Genomic DNA, 19,087 nt, shown 5'->3' on the forward strand with positions numbered 1-19,087 from the left:
ATGCACCTGCGCCCATCTGCCGATGGTTGGGTCATCGCCGTGTCACAGCGGAGGCGCGATATAATGGGCATCCTCCCCTGCCGAGGGGCGCTGCGACCGGATCCCCTGAGACCGGCCAGGCTCGGCCAGGTGGCTTTGCAACAACGGCGCCCGGCCAGATGCGAGCATCCGCTCGCCCACAACCGGAGCTACTGCATGAATGCTGTTGCCAAGACCTTCTCCACCGAAGGCGACTACAAGATCCGCGACATCACCCTGGCCGACTGGGGCCGCAAGGAACTGGACATCGCCGAGCACGAGATGCCGGGCCTGATGTCCATCCGCCGCAAGTACCAGGCCGAGCTGCCGCTGAAGGGCGTGCGCGTGACCGGCTCGCTGCACATGACCATCCAGACCGCGGTGCTGATCGAGACCCTGAAGGACATCGGCGCTGACGTGCGCTGGGCTTCGTGCAACATCTTCTCGACCCAGGACCACGCCGCTGCGGCGATCGCCGCCACCGGCACCCCCGTGTTCGCTTGGAAGGGCGAGTCGCTGGAAGAGTACTGGGACTGCACCCTGGACGCGCTGACCTTCACCCTGCCCGACGGCACCCTGACCGGCCCGGAGCTGGTGGTCGACGACGGCGGTGATGTGACCCTGCTGATCCACAAGGGCTACGAGCTGGAAAACGGCAGCACCTGGGTCGACGAAAAGGCCGCTTCGCACGAAGAGCAGGTCATCAAGAACCTGCTCAAGCGCGTGGCCAAGGAGCGCCCGGGTTACTGGGGCCGCGTGGTCAAGGACTGGAAGGGCGTTTCGGAAGAAACCACCACCGGCGTGCACCGCCTGTACCAGCTGGCCCAGGCCGGCACCCTGCTGATCCCGGCGATCAACGTCAACGACTCGGTCACCAAGAGCAAGTTCGACAACCTGTACGGCTGCCGCGAGTCGCTGGCCGATGGCCTCAAGCGCGCGATGGACGTGATGCTGGCCGGCAAGGTCGCCGTGGTCTGCGGCTACGGTGACGTCGGCAAGGGCTGCGCCGCGTCGCTGCGTGCCTACGGCGCGCGCGTGGTGGTCACCGAGATCGATCCGATCTGCGCCCTGCAGGCGGCGATGGAAGGCTTCGAGGTCAACACCATCGAATCCACCCTGGGCCGTGCCGACCTGTACGTCACCACCACCGGCAACAAGGACATCATCCGCATCGAGCACCTGAGCGCGATGAAGGACCAGGCCATCGTCTGCAACATCGGCCACTTCGACAACGAGATCCAGGTCGATGCGCTGGTCGCCTTCCCGGGCGTGAAGCACGTCAACATCAAGCCGCAGGTGGACAAGTACATCTTCCCCAACGGCAATGCGATCTTCCTGCTGGCCGAAGGCCGCCTGGTCAATCTGGGCTGCGCCACCGGCCACCCGAGCTTCGTGATGTCCAACTCGTTCGCCAACCAGACCCTGGCGCAGATCGACCTGTGGGCCAACAAGGGCACCTACGAGAACAAGGTGTACCTGCTGCCGAAGAAGCTGGACGAAGAAGTGGCCCGCCTGCACCTGGAAAAGATCGGCGTGAAGCTGACCACCCTGAGCCAGGAACAGGCCGACTACATCGGCGTGCCGGTGGACGGTCCGTTCAAGCCGGATCATTACCGCTACTGATGCCTGCAGGTGTCGGCCAGCGGCCGGCACTACCAGTGCATGCAACACACGGACGGGCGCCTTCGGGCGCCCGTCCTGGTTTGGCGTGCGCTCGTGCACCACGCATCCACGCATGGCGTGGATCTACCGCATGTATCGCCCGATCCAGTAGATCCACGCCGCGCGTGGATGCCGTCCATCGGTCCCATGGTAGATCCACGCCGCGCGTGGAGGCTGTCCATCGGTCCCATGGTAGATCCACGCCGCGCGTGGATGCTTTCCATCGGTACCATGGTAGATCCACGCCGCGCGTGGATGCTTTCCATTGGCCACCCGCAGTAGTCTCGGTCAAGGCAACGCCCGCGCGCGGCGCTACGATACGCCCATGACCCCGGCCATCAACCTGCTCAAGCGCGAGAAGATCGCCCATACCGTGCACAGCTACGTGCACGATGCCCATGCCGAATCCTATGGCGGCGAAGCCGTCGAAAAGCTGGGCCTGGACCCGGCACAGGTATTCAAGACCCTGCTGGCCAGCACCGAAACGCACGAACTGCTCGTTGCCATCGTGCCGGTGGCTGGCCAGCTTGATCTGAAAGCACTGGCCGAGGCGGCCGGCTGCAAGAAGTGCGAGATGGCCGCCGTCGATGCCGCGCAGCGCGCAACCGGCTATCTGGTCGGCGGCATCAGCCCGCTTGGACAGAAGAAGCGCCTGCGCAGTTTTCTCGACGCCAGCGCGCAGGCACTGCCCACCCTGCACGTCAGCGCGGGACGGCGTGGCCTGGAAGTGGAGCTGGCACCGACCGACCTGCTGCGCCTGACCGGCGGCCACTACGCCGCGATCGGCAGGGCCCGGTGATGCGCTGGCCCTGGTCCACATCGCCGCCACCGCGGCTGGACGACCCGCAGGCCGATGTGCTGCTGCAGGACCTGCTGTCGCGCGATGCCAGTCGTATCCATGCCGCCAGCAGCCGCCTGGCACGGCTGTTCAGCGCTACGACGCTGGATGCGCTGGCGTCGCAGACCGAGCGGATCGAGCAGGCCTGCCAGGGCGTGCAGCTTGGCGGTGCGCTGGTCAGCAACGATGTGCACCTGCAGGCCGCACTGCGCCGCCTGCGCTACTGGCATGAGCGCAAAGGCTGCCTGTGCGCGCTGTATCCGGATTACCTGTTCTTTGACCCACGCCGGCTCATCGAGCAGGGGCATGTGCGGCTGCTGGAACAGGGCGTGGCCGAGGATGGCTGGGGCGACCGCCATCGGGTGGCCTGCACCTGCTGCGGCCAGTGCTGGGATGCCACCGACCGCGAGTACCACTACCCGTGGTGGGAGTGGACACCGCTGGCGGGGCGTTCGGCCGGTTAATCGCTCGCAAACGTCGCTGTGGCAGGCACAAGGCTCATGCGCGGGGTGCCGGAGGTCCCTCCCTCCCGCTTCCATCGCCACCCCAGCGCGGCCTTCACCGCTGCTTCGTCGAGCAGCGGATGACCGCTGGAGCCCGCCACGATGACAGCTTCGGCGTGCCCCTGGTCGTTCAACAGCACGCTCATGCTCGCTTTGCCCTGCAGGTTGTCAGCGCGTGCAGCCGCCGGGTAGCTCGGCATGGACGGACGGTCGAGACGCCAGCGAGCGGCATCCTGGACAACCTGCGAGGTGCGTGCCGAGAGCGGGCAGCGCGATGGCATCTGCAGTTCGAAGCCCGGAGTTCCCTGCGTCGGCTGGGCGTGTGCCGGCTTGCCACATGCGATGAGGGAGATCGCCTCCAGCATGCGTTGCTGGCGTTGCAGCGCTGCTGCATCGCGCCCGGTGGCGCGGAACGTGCAGCGCCCTCCGGCGTTGGACGCCTGCAACTGGTCGACACCGGCATCGCGGAGCGCCGCCGGCTCGGAAAAGCTTCCGCAGGAAGCGTCGGCGTCGTATCCCGCCGAGCAACCACCAGCGGCAAGCACCGCCATCAACACAGCGCCCCGTGGATTCATGCGTCCCATCATCACTCTGCACCTCCTGCGTCAATCTGCCGCCATCGTAGCGTGTTGTTTCGTGGCCGTTTCACAACGTCTCATCACGGCCGCCAGTTGGCGTTGTTCTCCCAGAACGCCACCGCGCGCTGATAGGCTTGGCGGTCCAGCGGCACGCCCGAACCCCCTTCCTCCACGCCCAGCGCATTGCGCATCATGGTGATCGGGGCCATCGGTACTTCTTCCGGCTCGGCGGTATAGATGCAGCCGACGATGCCCCAGTCCGCATCGATGGGTGAACCTTCCTTGGCCAGCTGCTCGGCGCTGTACAGGATCACCACCAGGTAATTGGCCCGTGGCGATTCCACCCCCTCGAACCAGCGCACCAGCACCGGCAGTTCCTCGCGGTTGCGCGCCTCGTAGCCACTGCGCAGCTGGTGCCGGTTGGCGTCGGTGATCGGCACGGTCAGGCAGCGCGTGCTGGTCCAGTTTTCATAGACGAACAGCTTGCAGAATGGCGCATAGCCATCGAGCACCTTCAGCGGCGGGTGCGCATTGAGATGCGCCTGGAACTGCTCGGCACTGCAGTCCTGGATGGTGTTGGCGCGCGGTACGCGCGGGAACAGGCGGGGGCGGGCGAAATCGGTGAGGACGATGGACATGGCGAACTACGGACCGGAACAGACTGTCAGGGTAACGGGTGGGACGGCAATGCGTCTGCCTAGCACGCTCTCTGCCCGCATTGGTTCCGCCATATCAGCGCTCAAGAAATTCCAGCGCATGCCGCCATGACTTCGGTGGCTGGAAAATCAGCTGCAAGTCGATGACATCAATTTCAGGACGAAATCCTCATGGCAACCCATAAAGTACATTTCACCCTGCCTTCCCGCGAACTGGGTAAGGCTGATGTGTCATTCGCCGTCCGCAAGGATGACGACAAGTTCGGCGAGCTCAAGGTGTCCAACGGGTCTGCGGTATGGTTTCGCGCCGATGGGAAAAAGGGCTATCGACTCAGCTGGAGCAAGCTCGATGCGCTGTTTGCCGAGCATGGCAACAAGGTCGAAAAGCGCTGAGAGTCAGGCCAGCTGGTAACTTGGGTGGCCCATGGTGTGAAAACCATTGGCCATTCCATAAGGAGCGGATCATGCTTCCTGCGGATTGAGACCAACATTTACACATCCATCTCGATGAAGAGATATACTGCTTCGCACCCGATGCCGCCGCCCGTGCCATGACCGCCATCAGCTTCGAGTTCTATCCGCCCAAGACCGACGAACAGCGCACCCAGCTGGACCGTGCCGCGGCCAGGCTGAAGGCCTATGCCCCCGAGTACGTGTCCTGTACCTTCGGCGCCGGCGGCTCGACCCTCAGCTACACCTCCGAGACCGTGCGCCATCTCAACCAGCACCATGGCTTCGACGCGGCACCGCACCTGTCCTGCGTCGGCGGTACCCGCCAGGAAATCCGCGAACTGCTCAAGCTCTACCGCGCCATCGGCTGCCGGCGCCTGGTCGCACTGCGCGGCGACCTGCCCTCGGGCATGGGCTTTCCTGGCGACATGCGCTACGCCTCCGAACTGATCGCCTTCATCCGCGCCGAACACGGCGATGCCTTCCGCATCGAAGTGGGCGCGTATCCGGAAACGCACCCACAGGCGCAGGACGCCCTGCTCGACCTGAAGCACTTCAAGGCCAAGATCGACGCTGGTGCCGATGCCGCCATCACCCAGTACTTCTTCAATCCCGACGCCTACTTCCACTTCGTCGACGAAGTGCAGCGGCTCGGCGTGCAGGTGCCGATCACCCCGGGCATCATGCCGATCTCCAACTTCAGCCAGCTGCGCCGTTTCTCCGAACAGTGCGGTGCGGAAATCCCGCGCTGGATCAGCCGCAAGATGCAGGCCTACGGTGACGACGCCGAATCGGTGCGCGCCTTCGGCGCCGAAGTGGTGGCCAAGCTGTGCCAGCGCCTGGTCGAAGGCGGCGCACCGGGCCTGCACTTCTACACCTTGAACCTGGCCAAGCCAACGGTCTCGGTACTGAAGCTGCTGCAAGGCTGAAAAGTACGCTGCTTTATCGCAATCGGCGCTACGCTGCATCGATGAAGCTCGTCCTGTCCCTGTTGCTGGTCCTGCTGCTGCCCGGTGTCTGCGCCGGTGTGCAGGCGCAGTCCACGCGCTTGAACCGCTGCACCGATCCGCAGGGGCAAAGTGTCTATACCGACCGCCCCTGCGACAGCCTGGGCGCGCAGTCCCGGCGGCCACCGCCGGCGCCTTCCGGCAATACCCTGCAACGCGACAGCCTCGGCAGCAGCTGTCCGCGCCGCTTGAGTGAACTGGTGCAGGCCCTGCATACGGCGGTCAGCATCGGTGATGTGAACCGGCTTTCTTCGCTGTACCTGTGGGGCGCGGTGTCCGATGCCGGCGCACAGCGGATTCTTGGCCAGCTGGAATCGGTGGTGCGGCGGCCGCTGGTGGACGTGGTGCCGGTGTATCCGCGCCAGGATCTGGATGAGGGCCAGGACATCGCCTCACAGGATTCGGAAACGGTGCCGGTACCGGCTGCACGGCGCCATCCGATCGGGTTGCGGTTGGAGCAGACCCTGCCGGGCAGCGCCACGCGTGCGGCGACGGTGCTTGGGCTGCGGCGGCAATATGGGTGTTTCTGGATTACGTTGTGAGCGGGGTCTGCCGAACCGCCATCCACGCATGGCGTGGATCTACTGCTTGCGGTGAGGGGTCGGATCCCCCTCCAGCGGAAAGGGCTCCGACCCCGGATTCAAGCGAGGAGGTCAGAGCCCCGCGTCGCGGGGATCCGATCCTGCGTATCGCGCTACACCGGCCATAGTCCGCGGATGGCGGCGATACCCTGCCCGCCATGCCGGCGTGCCTCGGCCACATGCTGCGGTGTCATGCCGCCGAGCGCATAGATCGGCAGCGAGACCTGCGCGCGCAGCGCGGCGAAGGCCTCCCACCCCAACGGCACTGCATCGGGATGGCTCGCGGTGGCCTGCACTGGCCCCAGCACGGCGAAATCGCAGCCCAGCCGCTGTGCGGCCAGCAGCTGCTCAAGCCCGTGGCAGGAGGCGGCCACCAGCTGCCCCGGCGGCAGCGGCCGTTCCTGCAGCGACTGCAGCTGCTCGCTGCCCAGGTGCACGCCAACGCCGAGGGTGCGCGCCAGTTCGATATCGCGGTTGAGCAGCCACTGCACACCGCGCCGATGCGCGCGCACGGCCTGCTCGATCACGCGCTGACGCTGCGGATGCTCGGCGGGCAGGCGCAGCTGGATGCGTTGTTGCCCGGAAGCCACGGCCTGCTGCAGCTGGCCGTGCCAACGCTGCAGGCCGACCTCATCGATGTCCGGCGCAGGGGTGATCAGGTAGCAGTCCGGCTGGCGCAGTGCGGCCACCACCGGCAGGTCGGCCGGCGGCATTGAATAACGGGCCAGCTTGTCCGGCGTCACCCAGGTGATGGCCTGGCCCTCGCGTCCGCGCGGGGCGCCCTTCCAGCTGCGCACGTGGCGCACTTCCAGGGTCAGGTCCTTGTCCGGGTAGCGCTGCGGCACGTCCATGATCCACTCGCCCACCTCGGCCTCGATGCCCAGCTCCTCGTGCAGCTCGCGCACCAGCGCCTGTTCGGAGGTTTCACCGGGCTCGCGCTTGCCGCCCGGGAATTCCCAGAGGCCGGCCATGTCGCGGCTTTCGGTACGGCGGTTGAGCAGGATGCGGCCGCGGGCGTCGGTGATGACGGCGGCAACGACGTGGATCGATCGTTTCGGGGAAGGCATGGCCGAAGCATGCCGAAAAGCGGGGCACCGGCGCAATCGCCGAACGCCTCAGGGCCCCAACAGGAAAGCCCCGCTTTCGCGGGGCTCTCCGGGGGTCAGCTCAGCTGGCCGTGGCAGTGCTTGTACTTCTTGCCGCTGCCGCACGGGCACGGATCGTTGCGACCAATCTTGGGCTCGTCACGCTGCAGCTGCGCCACGCCCTGCTGGGCGGCCTCCACCTGCGCCGCCTCTTCGTCGGCACCGTAGCCGCCAGCATCCTGGTGCTGGAACTGCGACTGGCTCAGGCGGGCTTCGACCTGCTGGCGCTCGGCCGCTTCCAGTGCCTGCACTTCCTCGTCGCTGCGGATGCGCACGCGGGCCAGCAGGGTCACCACTTCGCGCTTGACGTTCTCCAGCATGTCCGAGAACAGCTCGAAGGCTTCCTTCTTGTATTCCTGCTTCGGCTGCTTCTGCGCATAACCGCGCAGGTAGATGCCCTGGCGCAGGTAATCCATGCGCGCCAGGTGCTCCTTCCAGCTCTGATCGAGCACGGTCAGCATCACGTGCTTCTCCAGCGCGCGCATGGTCTCTTCGCCCACGCCCGCTTCCTTCTCGGCGAAGTGCTGGTTGATGCGCTCCTGCACCTTGGCGGTGATGCCTTCGGCGTCCAGTTCCTCGTGCGACTTGACCAGATCGGTCAGCGACATGTCCACGCCGAAGTCCGACTGCAGCGTGGCTTCCAGGCCACGCAGGTCCCACTGCTCGTCCACCGAGTTCGGCGGCACGAAGCGGGCGACCACGTCGAAGATCACGTCGTCGCGGATGCCATCGACGTTGTCCTTCACCGACTCGGCGTCCAGCAGTTCATCGCGCTGGGCGTAGATCACCTTGCGCTGGTCGTTGTTGACGTCGTCGAAGTCCAGCAGGTTCTTGCGGATGTCGAAGTTGTGGGCCTCGACCTTGCGCTGCGCCTTTTCAATCTGGCGGCTGACCAGGCGGTCTTCGATGACGTCGTCTTCCTTCATGCCCATCATGCGCATGGCCTTCTGCACCCAATCGGAGGCGAAGATGCGCATCAGGTTGTCTTCCAGCGACAGGTAGAAACGGGACGAGCCCGGGTCACCCTGGCGGCCCGAACGGCCACGCAGCTGGTTGTCGATACGACGCGATTCGTGGCGTTCGGTGCCGACGATGTGCAGGCCGCCGGCCGCCTTGACCGCGTCATGGCGCTTCTGCCACTCGGCCTTGATCGCGGCCTTCTGCTCGTCGGTCGCGCCTTCGCCCAGCTCGTGGATTTCCGCTTCCAGCGAACCGCCCAGCACGATGTCGGTACCACGACCGGCCATGTTGGTGGCGATGGTCACGGCGGCCGGACGACCGGCGTTGGCAACGATGGTCGCTTCGCGGTCGTGCTGCTTGGCGTTGAGCACTTCGTGCTTCACACCCGCCTTGCGCAGGTGCTCGGACAGCATTTCCGAAGTTTCGATCGAGGTGGTGCCCACCAGCACCGGCTGGCCACGCTTGGCGCACTCTTCGATGTCGGCCAGCACCGCGTTGAACTTGCCCTTGCGGTTGAGGAACACCTGGTCCGGGCTGTCCTTGCGGATGGTCGGGCGGTTGGTCGGGATCACCACCACTTCCAGGCCGTAGATGCTCTGGAATTCGAACGCTTCGGTGTCGGCCGTACCGGTCATGCCGGACAGCTTCTTGTACATGCGGAACAGGTTCTGGAAGGTGATGCTGGCCAGCGTCTGGTTTTCGCGCTGGACCGGCACGCCTTCCTTCGCTTCCACTGCCTGGTGCAGGCCATCGGACCAGCGGCGGCCGGCCAGGGTACGGCCGGTGAATTCGTCGACGATGACCACTTCGCCATCGCGCACGATGTAGTCCACATCGCGCTGGTAGATGGCGTGCGCGCGCAGGGCGGCGTTGAGGTGGTGGACCACGGTCAGGTTCTGCGCCGCGTACAGGCCTTCGGTCTCGGCATCGAGGATGCCCGCTTCCACCAGCAGCTGTTCGGCGTGCTCCATGCCCGCTTCGGACAGGTGCACCTGCTTGCCCTTCTCATCGACCCAGAAGTCGCCTTCGCCGTCTTCCGCTTCCTGCTTGACCAGGTTCGGCACGATGCGGTTGACGCGGATGTACAGCTCCGGGGAATCGTCGGCCGGGCCGGAGATGATCAGCGGGGTACGCGCTTCGTCGATCAGGATGGAGTCGACTTCGTCGACGATGGCGTAGTGCAGGCCGCGCTGGTAGCGGTCAGCCTTGGACAGCGCCATGTTGTCGCGCAGGTAGTCGAAACCGAATTCGTTGTTGGTGCCGTAGGTGATGTCCGAACCATAGGCTTCGCGCTTGTCGCTGTGCGGCATGCCCGGGTAGACCACGCCCACGCTCAGGCCCAGCCAGTTGTACAGCTTGCCCATCTGCGCGGCATCGCGGCGGGCCAGGTAGTCGTTCACGGTGACCACGTGCACGCCCTTGCCTTCCAGCGCGTTGAGGTACACCGGCAGGGTCGCCACCAGGGTCTTGCCTTCACCGGTGCGCATTTCTGCGATCTTGCCCAGGTGAAGCACCATGCCGCCGATCAGCTGCACGTCGTAGTGGCGCATGCCCAGCACGCGGCGACCGGCCTCGCGGCAGACCGCGAACGCTTCGGGCAACACCTTGTCCAGGGCTTCACCAGCGGCGATGCGCTGCTTGAATTCCGGCGTCTTGGCCTGCAGCTGCTCGTCGGAAAGCTTCTCGATCTCCGGCTCCAGCGCATTGATCTTGGCGACGATGCGGTTGAGCTGGCGCAGCTGTCGTTCATTACGACTGCCAAATACGCGGGTAAGCAGGCTGTTGATCATTGAGGGAACCGGGTTGGATGGAAATGCCGCACGGCTCCGGGAAGGATCCGTCCGCCGCAAACGAATCAGGGCGCCTGGCGCCCTGTCGATGGCAACACCCATTGTAGCTTGGGATGGGCCGCTGGGGTTTCAACCCTGTGCGGTCTTCTGGGCGGCCGGGACCGGGGTCGTGGTGGCCGCGCTTCGCGCTCGCGGGGCATGGCCCCGCGCTACCGCCGGGATCCGACGGCTTCCCGTTAGCGCCGGGCCACGCCCGGCGTTGCAATCAACCGCGGGTGATGCGCCCGACCGGGGTATTGCCGCCATCGCCGAGGAACTTGCGCGGGTTGACCACGTTGCCGTTCTCCCACACCTCGAAGTGCACGTGGGCGCCGGTCGAACGACCGGTGGAACCGGCCTTGGCCACTTCCTGGCCGGCACGGACGAGGTCGCCAACCTTCACCACCAGGCGCGAATTGTGCGCGTAGCGGGTGACGTAGCCATTGCCGTGGTCCACATCGACCACGTTGCCGTAGCCGCCCTTGACGCCGGAGAAGCTGACCACGCCGTCGGCTACCGACATCACCGGGTCACCGACGCGGGCGTGGAAGTCCATGCCCTTGTGGGTGGCGGCACCGCGACCGAACGGGTCGGCACGGGTACCAAAGCCGGAGGTGACGTAGCTGTTGCGGATCGGCATGCGCGAGGGCACGGCGTTCTGCTGCAGCTGGTGGTCGAACATCAGCGATTCCATCACCGACAACTGGCGGCCTGAAGCAGCGAAGCGCTGCTCCAGCACCTGTAAGTCGGCGTTGACGTCCTTGACCGGGATGTCGGCGGTCGGGCCGCCGGCATCACCGTCACCGAGGCCGGGGGTCTCGTTGAAGTCGAATTCGCCGTCTTCCAGCTTGCCCATCTGGGTCAGTCGCTCGCCCAGGGCGTTCAGGCGGGTGGCCTGCGCCTGCAGCTCGCCGAGGCGGGCAGCCAGCGCGTTGACCTGGGTCTGCGCATCGCGCTGGACCTTGGCCAGCTCGGCCTCCTGGCGGTCGACCTTGGCCTGCAGGCGCGAGTCATTGAGCGCGCTGACGCCAATTCCACCGGCAAGGCCGATAATGCAACCTGCGCCGAGCACGCTGCCCAGCAGGGCTCGGGGGCGGTCCTCGAAGTAGAACCGCAAACGCGTGAGCGCCGATTTGGCCTGTCCTTCACGCGTTTTGATTACGATCTTTTTGAATGCCATCAGTGAGTTTTCATGTCTGAGCCGAAATCCAGCGTTCGTCCCGCATCCCGACCGAAACCGGCCCTGGATGCAGTGATGGCGGACAAAAGCGGGAACCCGCTGCGGCGTGCCCTATGGCTCGACGCGCTGGACCGTCAGTTGCGCCCCCAGTTGCCGCCACCTCTGCGCAGCCGTTGCCGGCTGGCCAATGTGGACGGGGAACACCTCGTTTTTCTCGTCGAGTCCCCGGTCTGGCATGCCAAGTTGCGGCTTGCCGAAGCCCAGTTGCTCGACGCGGCCCGGTCCATCGGGCTGAAGGCCACCAAGGTGACCGTCAAGACTGCGTCTCCCACTCCCACGCGCTCCCCAGCGCTCGACAACCGGAATGGACCCCACGCAGTTTCAGCCGCCACGCACAAAGGGCTACGCGACGCCTTGGCAGCTCTGCAGGACCTTCCTTCGAAACCGAAGCGGGAAACCTGAAAGCAGCGGAGCGTCCTGCTCCACTCCCCGTCGCGCGTGTCACCGCTGCGTGAAACATTTCGGGGGCCGGGTCGCATCCTAGCTGGCCCCGGTGGGGCAGTCGTTAGATTGTTGTTAAAACAACGTTAAATTCAGGCTTCGGATCCAACAGGTTCACAAAACCGTGACCTCGGCCCTACCGTCGCGTCACCGACTGCGCCAGTGCGCCAGGCAACACCGGAAATACAGACGCCGCCTTGGGAGGCGGCGTCTTTTCATTAAAATTCAACAACTTGTGAAATCAGGCATAGGCCGGTGTGGCGTACACCACCGGGTCCGGCACGGCCGGCGAGTCGTAAGTGACCCATTCCCAGGCGGTGGCATCGGCCATCAGCGCCCGCACCAGCTTGTTGTTGAGCGCGTGGCCGGACTTGAAGCCCTCGTAGGCACCCAGCACCTGGCCGCCGGCCAGATAGAGGTCGCCGATCGCGTCAAGAATCTTGTGCCGCACGAATTCGTCGGCGTAGCGCAGTCCGTCTTCGTTGAGCACGCGGAACTCGTCGAGCACGATGGCGTTGTCCATCGAACCGCCCAGGCCGAGATTGCGCTCGCGCATGTATTCCAGATCGCGCATGAAGCCGAAGGTGCGCGCGCGGGAGATTTCCTTGGTGTAGGCCATCGTCGAGAACTCGATTTCCTGGCGCGACTGCTTGGCCGGGATCATCGGGTGGTCGAACTGGATGGTGAAGCCCAGCTTGTACCCCTCGTACGGGGTAAAGCGGGCCATCTTGTCGCCCTCGGTCACTTCCACGGTCTTCAGCACGCGGATGAAGCGCTTCGGCGCATCCTGTTCGACGATGCCTGCCGACTGCAGCAGGAACACGAAGGGGCCGGACGAACCGTCCATGATCGGCAGCTCGGCCGAGGACAGTTCGACGATGATGTTGTCCACACCCAGGCCGGCCAGGGCCGACATCAGGTGCTCGACGGTCTGGATCTTGGCGTCGTTGCAGGTCAGGCCGGTGCACAGGGTCACTTCGGTGACCAGTTCGGCCTTCGCAGGCACTTCCACGACCGGGTCCAGGTCCACGCGCCGGAACACGATGCCATGGTTGACCGGCGCCGGACGCAGGGTCATGTAGACCTTGTCGCCGCTGTGCAGGCCTACACCGGTGGCGCGGATCGTGTTCTTGAGGGTGCGTTGCTGGATCATGGGGGACGACCGGAAGTGACACAGTAGATTAACACGCAGGGTCCCCTACCCCGGCTGAAACGCCGGTGGGACGCGCGTGAAGCAGGGCGGCCGGGCCCATCCTGGCCCGGCGCCCGCGTTTTCAGGACATGGTGGCGCAACCCGGGGGGGACAAGCCCCGGGCAGCGTCGATCAGTCCGCCTGGCGGCGCAGGAACGCCGGGATGTCCAGGTAATCGTTCGGCAGTTCCGCCGCGGCCGGTGCCGAGGAGGCCGGAGCCGACGGGGTGGAAGCTGCCACGCTGTCGCTGCTGGCGCGACGCAGGCCCAGGCCCATGCCGCCGACGGCCTTGGACACGGCATCGCCGCCGTTGTCGAACTCGCCGAACTCCGGCTGGCCGGTGGTGGCGTTGCGGACCAGCTTGATCGGTGCACGCTCGCCCGGACGCTGGGTCTTGCTGGCCGAGACGCGGTTCAGGCCCGTGGCGACCACGGTCACGCGCACTTCGTCCTGCATGTCCGGATCGAGCACGGTACCCACCACCACGGTCGCGTCTTCCGAAGCGAAGCCGTCGATGGTGCGGCCGATCTCGTCGAACTCGGCCATGGTGAAGTCGGCACCGGCGGTGATGTTGACCAGGATGCCGTTGGCGCCGGCCAGGTTCACATCGTCCAGCAGCGGGTTCTGGATGGCCGACTCGGCCGCGGCCTGCGCGCGGTCATCGCCGCGGGCGGTACCGGTACCCATCATCGCCAGGCCCATTTCGGACATGACGGTGCGCACGTCGGCGAAGTCGACGTTGATCAGGCCCGGACGCACGATCAGGTCGGCGATGCCCTGCACGGCGCCCTGCAGCACGTCATTGGCGGCACGGAAGGCCTGGATCATGGTCGCATTGCGACCCAGCACGGTGATCAGCTTCTCGTTGGGGATGGTGATCAGCGAGTCGCAGTGCTGGCTCAGTTCTTCGATGCCCTTCAGCGCGACCTGCATGCGGCGGCGGCCTTCGAACGGGAACGGCTTGGTCACCACGGCCACGGTCAGGATGCCCATTTCCTTGGCCAGCTGTGCCACCACCGGCGCAGCGCCGGTACCGGTGCCACCGCCCATGCCAGCGGTGATGAACACCATGTCCGCACCCTGCAGCGCGTCCATGATGCGCTCACGGTCTTCCAGCGCAGCCTGGCGGCCGACTTCCGGATTCGCGCCTGCGCCCAGGCCCTTGGTGACATTGGTACCCAGCTGCAGCTGCAGCTTGGCACCACAATTCTTGATGGCCTGCGAGTCGGTGTTGGCGGTGATGAATTCCACGCCATCCACTGCCGAGTTGACCATGTGCGCCACGGCATTGCCGCCGCCGCCGCCCACGCCAACCACCTTGATCACCGCATTGGGTGCCATCTTTTCGATCAGTTCAAAATGCGCCATGTCCGTGTCCTCGTTGTATCCGCTTGTCGGTGGCATGGACGGTCGGGCCTCCTGCCTTCGCGTGTCATGTTGCCGTTGCGGCTGTGTGGGTTGTGTGTTGCGTTGTTGCGTCGTGATGCGGGTACTGCGGGTGTTGCAGCCGGGCTGCGCCCGGGTGTTACAGGTGCCGCGTCAGAATTCGCCGCGGAACCAGGTCTTGAGTTTCTTGAACATGCTTCCGGCGCGGCCGGTCGGCAGCGACGGCCGGCGCGGATGCTCGATCTGGCTGCCCATCAGCAGCAGGCCCACACCGGTGGCATGCACCGGGTTGCCCACCACTTCGCCCAGCCCGGTAACGTGCTGCGGGATGCCCACGCGTACCGGCATCTGCAGCATTTCCTCGGCCAGTTCGACCACGCCTTCCATCTTCGAGGCACCACCGGTCAGCACCATGCCGGCGCGCACCAGTTCCTCGAAGCCGGAGCGGCGCAGTTCGGCCTGCACCATTTCGAAGATCTCTTCGTAGCGGCCCTGCACGGCCTGCGCCAGCGCGTGGCGCGGCATGCGGCGCGGCGGACGATCACCGACCGACGGCACCTGGATGCTTTCCTCGGCGGTGGCCAGCTGGGCCAGGGCGCATGCATAGCGCACCTTGATCTGCTCGGCTTCCGGGGTCGGCGTGCGCAGCATGTGCGCGATGTCGTTGGTCACGTGGTCGCCGGCGATCGGCAGCGAGGCGGTGTGGCAGATCGCGCCCTGCACGAACACTGCGATGTCGGTGGTGCCGGCGCCCATGTCGACCAGCACCACGCCCAGCTCGCGCTCGTCGGCGGTCAGCACCGCCACGCTGGACGCCAGCGAGGACAGCACCAGGTCGTCCACCTGCAGGCCGCAGCGCTGCACGCACTTGCTGATGTTGGCCGCGGCCGACTGCGCGCACACCACCAGGTGCGCATGCACCTCCAGGCGCACGCCGGTCATGCCAACGGGGTTGCGGATGCCTTCCTGCGAATCATCCAGCACGTACTCGCGCGGGATCGCATGCAGGATCTTCTGGTCGGCCGGGATCGCCACTGCCTTGGCCGCATCGAGCACGCGGTCGAGGTCGCCCCAGGTCACTTCACCGTCGCGGATCGGCACGATGCCGGGCGAGTTCTTGCACTGCACGTGGTTGCCGGAAATGGAGGCATACACCGAGCGGATCTCGCAGCCGGCCATCAGCTCGGCTTCTTCGACCGCGCGCTGGATCGACTGCACGGTCGATTCGATGTCCACCACCACGCCGCGCTTGAGGCCGCGCGATTCGTGGGAGCCGATGCCGATCACTTCGATCGGGTTGCCCGGCGAATACTCGCCCACCAGCGCCACCACCTTGGAGGTGCCGATATCCAAGCCGACGATCAGCGATTTGTCACCCTTGCGATTCATGTTCTTTCCTGCGTCCTTCTTGCCGGGGTGCCCGGTGCATTGGCCGGGGCGGCCGGAGTGCCCCAGCTCAGCGTGAAACCATTGGTATATCGGAGATCGGCGCGCTCGATCGGCGCGGCCTGGTTGGCCAGCTGCGGCAGAACGCGCACGAAGCGCTGCAGGCGCGAGCGGGCATCGTCGCGGCCGACCACCACTTCAGTGCCGTTGCTCAGCAGCAGCGACCAGCTGCCGCGCGCGTCCATGGTCAGCCGGCGCACGTCGACGCCTGCCGGCGCGAACAGCGCGCGCGAATCGTTGTACAGCTTGACCACTTCCTCGGTCTGGCTGTCCGGGCCATCCAGCTCGGGCAGCTGCAGGTCGGCCAGCTTCTTCGGCGTGGGGAACAGCTTGCCCTGCTCGGACAGCAGGCGATCTTCGCCCCAGCGCGCGAACGGCTTGTGCTCGACCAAGGTCACTTCCAGCACGTCCGGCCACTGCTTGCGCACCTGCGCGCTTTCTACCCACGGCAGTTTTTCCAGTGCGTCCTGCGCGTCCTGCAGCTTGACCGCGAAGAAGCCGGCATGCGCATACGGCAGCAGCACCTGCTGCAGCTGTTCCGGCGGCACCCGCTTGAACTCACCGTGCACGCGCAGCTTCGCCAGCGGCCAGCGCTCGGCGCCGACCCAGCCATTGACCACGGCCACCACCGGCAGTGCAACCACCGACAGTGCCAACAGCCAGACGAAAATGCGCAGCACCGCGTTCATGCGTGCGATGCCTCCAGGGTCTGTTCCAGCACGCGCCACACCAGCTCCTCGAAGCTGATGCCGGCCTGCCCGGCCGCCTTGGGCACCAGCGAGTGGCTGGTCATGCCCGGCGCGGTGTTCACTTCCAGCAGGAAGAAGCGGCCGCTGCTGCGGTCACGCATCACGTCCACGCGACCCCAGCCACGGCAGCCGGCCGCGCGGAAGGCAGCCAGGGCGATGCGGCGGATCTCGTCTTCGTCATCACCATCCAGGCCCGGGCACAGGTACTGGGTGTCTTCGGCGATGTACTTGGCGTTGTAGTCGTACCACTGGCCCTTGGGCACGATGCGGATCGACGGCAGCGCGATATCACCCAGGATGGCCACGGTCAGTTCGTCGCCCACCACCATCTGTTCCATCAGCAGCTGGCCGTCGTAGCGCGCGGCCAGGGCCACGGCTTCGTCCAGGCCGGCGTCGTCGGTGACCCGGCTGATGCCCACGCTGGAACCTTCGTTGGCCGGCTTGACCACCACCGGCAGGCCGAGCTCGGCCGCCAGCGCGTGGACATTCTTTTCGGCCGCTCCCGGCATCTTGCCTCCCGCGGCACTCGTACCTCCGTGTACTTCGCGGTACTGCGGGGTCGGCAGGCCCAGTGACAGCCACACCTGCTTGGTGCGGATCTTGTCCATGCTCAACGCCGAGCCCAGCACGTTGGAGCCGGTGTACGGCACGCCGAAGGCCTCCATCAGGCCCTGCACGATGCCGTCCTCACCACCACCATTGTGGCCGTGCAGGATGTTGAACACGCGATCGATGCCGCCGGCCGCCAGCGCCTTGGCCAGCGCCGGAATGCCGTCGATGGCGACGGCGTCGACGCCGCGCGACTGTAGGGCTTCGAGCACATTGCGGCCCGAATCCAGCGACACGTCGCGTTCGCTGGAGCTGCCACCGAGCAGCACGGCGACGCGGCCGAACACGGCCGGGTCAGTGCCGCGCAGCGGCGGGAAGGTCAGCGTGCTCACGCCTCGCCCTCCGCCTTGAAGCCTTCCACGGCAATGTGGCTGGCGACGGCGCCGATGTCGCCGGCCCCCATCATCAGCAGCAGATCGCCGTCCTGCAGCACGTCCGGCAGCACGGTGGCCAGCTCGGATGCCTTGCCGACCACCACCGGCTCGCTGCGGCCGCGCGCGCGGATGGCGCGGGCCAGTGCATGCGAATCGGCGCCGGCGATCGGCTCTTCACCGGCCGGGTAGACCTCGCTCAGCACCAGGGCATCGACGCTGGACAGCACGGCGGCGAACTTGTCGAACTGATCGCGGGTACGGCTGTAACGGTGCGGCTGGAAGGCCACCACCAGGCGCTTGTCGGCCCAGCCACCACGCGCGGCGGCGAACACCGCTTCCAGCTCGCTCGGATGGTGGCCGTAGTCGTCGATGATGCGGACCTTGGCACCGCTGGCGGTGGTCACTTCGCCCAGGTCGTTGAAGCGGCGGCCGACACCGGCGAAGCTGGCCAGCGCACGCGCGATCGCATCCGGGGCCACGCCCAGCTGCCAGCCCACCGCCGCAGCGGCCAGTGCATTGAGTACGTTGTGCTTGCCCGGCAGCGCCAGCACCACTTCCTGGCTGGTGCCCTGCGGCAGGCGCAGGGTGAAGCGCATGCGCGAACCTTCCTGCACCACGTTCTCGGCGCGCACATCGGCCTGCGGGCTCATGCCGTAGCTCATCACGTGGCGCGGAGTCCTGGCGGCCAGTGCGGCCACTTCCGGATCGTCGATGCACAGCACTGCCAGGCCGTAGAACGGCAGGCGCTGCAGGAACTCGGCGAACGCCGCCTGCACGCGGGCGAAGTCGTTGCCGTAGTTCTCCAGATGATCGGCATCGATGTTGGTGATGATCGACATCAACGGATTCAGGCGCAGGAAGCTGCCGTCGCTCTCGTCGGCCTCGGCCACCAGCCACTGGCCACCACCAAGCTTGGCGTTGGCACCGGCCGCCAGCAGCTGGCCACCGATCACGAAGGTCGGGTCCAGCCCACCCTCGCTCAGCACCGCAGCGGTCAGGCTGGTGGTGGTGGTCTTGCCGTGGGTACCGGCCACGGCGATGCCGCGGCGGAAGCGCATCAGTTCAGCCAGCATCGCCGCGCGCGGCATGATCGGAATGCGCTGGCTGCGCGCTTCCATCAGCTCCGGGTTGTCTTCGCGGATCGCGCTGGAGACCACCACGCAGTCGGTGCCCAGCACGTTGGCGGCGGAATGGCCGCGCATGATGCGCGCGCCCAGGCCGGCCAGCCGGCGGGTCGCAGCATTGTCGGCATTGTCCGAACCGGATACTTCATAGCCCAGCGTCAGCATCACTTCGGCGATGCCGCTCATGCCGGTGCCGCCGATGCCGACGAAATGCACGCGCGGGAACGCGCGCACCAGATCGTTGGTGTCATGCAGGCGGCGGATCATGCGCGGCCTCGCGCAGGGCAGGCGCTGGAGCG

At 66.1% G+C, this 19,087-nt stretch carries 17 protein-coding genes, 1 pseudogene and 1 riboswitch; of the genes and pseudogenes, 7 read left to right on the plus strand and 11 right to left on the minus strand.

The window, feature by feature from the left end:
• The first annotated feature begins 76 nt into the window (after window positions 1–76).
• A riboswitch (S-adenosyl-L-homocysteine riboswitch) is annotated at window positions 77–159 on the plus strand.
• Between the two features lie 36 nt (window positions 160–195).
• From ahcY to K5K93_RS09375, 3 genes are all read left to right on the plus strand, one after another.
• Entirely contained in the window at window positions 196–1,641 is a 1,446-nt protein-coding gene (gene ahcY / locus K5K93_RS09365) for an adenosylhomocysteinase (RefSeq protein WP_093818928.1), read from the plus strand.
• Between the two features lie 364 nt (window positions 1,642–2,005).
• Complete coding sequence (gene ybaK, locus K5K93_RS09370; RefSeq protein WP_093818927.1) at window positions 2,006–2,479, plus strand: Cys-tRNA(Pro) deacylase; 474 nt, start codon at window positions 2,006–2,008, stop codon at window positions 2,477–2,479.
• Window positions 2,479–2,982 (plus strand): hypothetical protein, encoded by a 504-nt coding sequence (locus K5K93_RS09375; RefSeq protein ID WP_222390692.1) that lies wholly within the window; start codon window positions 2,479–2,481, stop codon window positions 2,980–2,982. The genes ybaK and K5K93_RS09375 overlap by 1 nt, the downstream gene beginning before the upstream one ends.
• On the opposite strand, the gene K5K93_RS09380 is transcribed toward K5K93_RS09375, so the two are convergent.
• Both K5K93_RS09380 and K5K93_RS09385 read right to left on the minus strand, forming a co-directional pair.
• Entirely contained in the window at window positions 2,979–3,572 is a 594-nt protein-coding gene (locus tag K5K93_RS09380; protein WP_222390694.1) for an energy transducer TonB, read from the minus strand. The two genes, K5K93_RS09375 and K5K93_RS09380, sit on opposite strands and share 4 nt — an antisense overlap.
• Window positions 3,573–3,679: 107 nt before the next feature.
• Window positions 3,680–4,237, minus strand: a complete 558-nt coding sequence (locus K5K93_RS09385) for a DUF3228 family protein (protein ID WP_222390696.1) — start codon at window positions 4,235–4,237, stop codon at window positions 3,680–3,682.
• Window positions 4,238–4,426: 189 nt separating this feature from the next.
• Between K5K93_RS09385 and K5K93_RS09390 the strand changes: the two genes are divergently transcribed.
• From K5K93_RS09390 to K5K93_RS09400, 3 genes are all read left to right on the plus strand, one after another.
• Window positions 4,427–4,648 (plus strand): hypothetical protein, encoded by a 222-nt coding sequence (locus K5K93_RS09390; RefSeq protein WP_105163456.1) that lies wholly within the window; start codon window positions 4,427–4,429, stop codon window positions 4,646–4,648.
• A 158-nt stretch (window positions 4,649–4,806) separates the two neighbouring features.
• Window positions 4,807–5,634, plus strand: a complete 828-nt coding sequence (gene metF / locus K5K93_RS09395) for a methylenetetrahydrofolate reductase [NAD(P)H] (protein ID WP_093818918.1) — start codon at window positions 4,807–4,809, stop codon at window positions 5,632–5,634.
• Window positions 5,635–5,675: 41 nt separating this feature from the next.
• The gene (locus K5K93_RS09400; RefSeq protein ID WP_222390698.1) at window positions 5,676–6,254 is read left to right on the plus strand and encodes a DUF4124 domain-containing protein; all 579 of its coding nucleotides are present in this window, start codon (window positions 5,676–5,678) and stop codon (window positions 6,252–6,254) included.
• Window positions 6,255–6,406: 152 nt separating this feature from the next.
• Here the strand turns inward: K5K93_RS09400 and K5K93_RS09405 are convergent, their stop codons facing one another.
• From K5K93_RS09405 to K5K93_RS09415, 3 genes are all read right to left on the minus strand, one after another.
• Window positions 6,407–7,360, minus strand: a complete 954-nt coding sequence (locus K5K93_RS09405) for a Nudix family hydrolase (RefSeq protein ID WP_222390700.1) — start codon at window positions 7,358–7,360, stop codon at window positions 6,407–6,409.
• 95 nt (window positions 7,361–7,455) lie between these two features.
• A complete protein-coding gene (gene secA, locus K5K93_RS09410) occupies window positions 7,456–10,188 on the minus strand; it encodes a preprotein translocase subunit SecA (RefSeq protein WP_222390701.1) in 2,733 nt (910 codons plus the stop codon).
• Between the two features lie 265 nt (window positions 10,189–10,453).
• Window positions 10,454–11,407, minus strand: coding sequence for a M23 family metallopeptidase (locus K5K93_RS09415; protein ID WP_025876571.1), 954 nt, complete (start codon window positions 11,405–11,407; stop codon window positions 10,454–10,456).
• 12 nt (window positions 11,408–11,419) lie between these two features.
• Here K5K93_RS09415 and K5K93_RS09420 point away from each other — a divergent pair, with 12 nt between their 5' ends.
• Window positions 11,420–11,869 carry a DUF721 domain-containing protein gene (locus K5K93_RS09420; protein WP_025876573.1) on the plus strand — a complete coding sequence of 150 codons (450 nt, stop codon included), beginning with the start codon at window positions 11,420–11,422 and terminating at the stop codon, window positions 11,867–11,869.
• Between the two features lie 280 nt (window positions 11,870–12,149).
• Here K5K93_RS09420 and lpxC read toward each other — a convergent pair whose 3' ends face one another.
• The 6 genes and pseudogenes from lpxC to murC all read right to left on the minus strand — a co-directional run bounded on the left by lpxC (window position 12,150) and on the right by murC (window position 19,055).
• Window positions 12,150–13,061 carry a UDP-3-O-acyl-N-acetylglucosamine deacetylase gene (gene lpxC / locus K5K93_RS09425; RefSeq protein WP_025876575.1) on the minus strand — a complete coding sequence of 304 codons (912 nt, stop codon included), beginning with the start codon at window positions 13,059–13,061 and terminating at the stop codon, window positions 12,150–12,152.
• A gap of 171 nt (window positions 13,062–13,232) precedes the next feature.
• Window positions 13,233–14,468 (minus strand): cell division protein FtsZ, encoded by a 1,236-nt coding sequence (ftsZ, locus tag K5K93_RS09430; RefSeq protein WP_025876577.1) that lies wholly within the window; start codon window positions 14,466–14,468, stop codon window positions 13,233–13,235.
• 171 nt (window positions 14,469–14,639) lie between these two features.
• Window positions 14,640–15,875: a cell division protein FtsA gene (ftsA, locus tag K5K93_RS09435; protein ID WP_025876580.1), complete on the minus strand. Its 1,236-nt coding sequence runs from the start codon at window positions 15,873–15,875 to the stop codon at window positions 14,640–14,642.
• 68 nt (window positions 15,876–15,943) lie between these two features.
• Window positions 15,944–16,621, minus strand: a pseudogene (locus K5K93_RS09440) (cell division protein FtsQ/DivIB); the annotation flags it as partial.
• A complete protein-coding gene (locus tag K5K93_RS09445; RefSeq protein WP_222390706.1) occupies window positions 16,618–17,622 on the minus strand; it encodes a D-alanine--D-alanine ligase in 1,005 nt (334 codons plus the stop codon). The gene K5K93_RS09445 and the pseudogene K5K93_RS09440, both read right to left, overlap by 4 nt.
• Entirely contained in the window at window positions 17,619–19,055 is a 1,437-nt protein-coding gene (gene murC, locus K5K93_RS09450) for a UDP-N-acetylmuramate--L-alanine ligase (protein WP_093818913.1), read from the minus strand. Before murC ends, K5K93_RS09445 begins: the two co-directional genes overlap by 4 nt.
• Between the last annotated feature and the right edge of the window lie 32 nt (window positions 19,056–19,087).

Origin of the sequence: Stenotrophomonas sp. DR822 (assembly GCF_019793815.1) — a bacterium.
In the GTDB taxonomy this organism is placed as follows: domain Bacteria; phylum Pseudomonadota; class Gammaproteobacteria; order Xanthomonadales; family Xanthomonadaceae; genus Stenotrophomonas; species Stenotrophomonas indicatrix.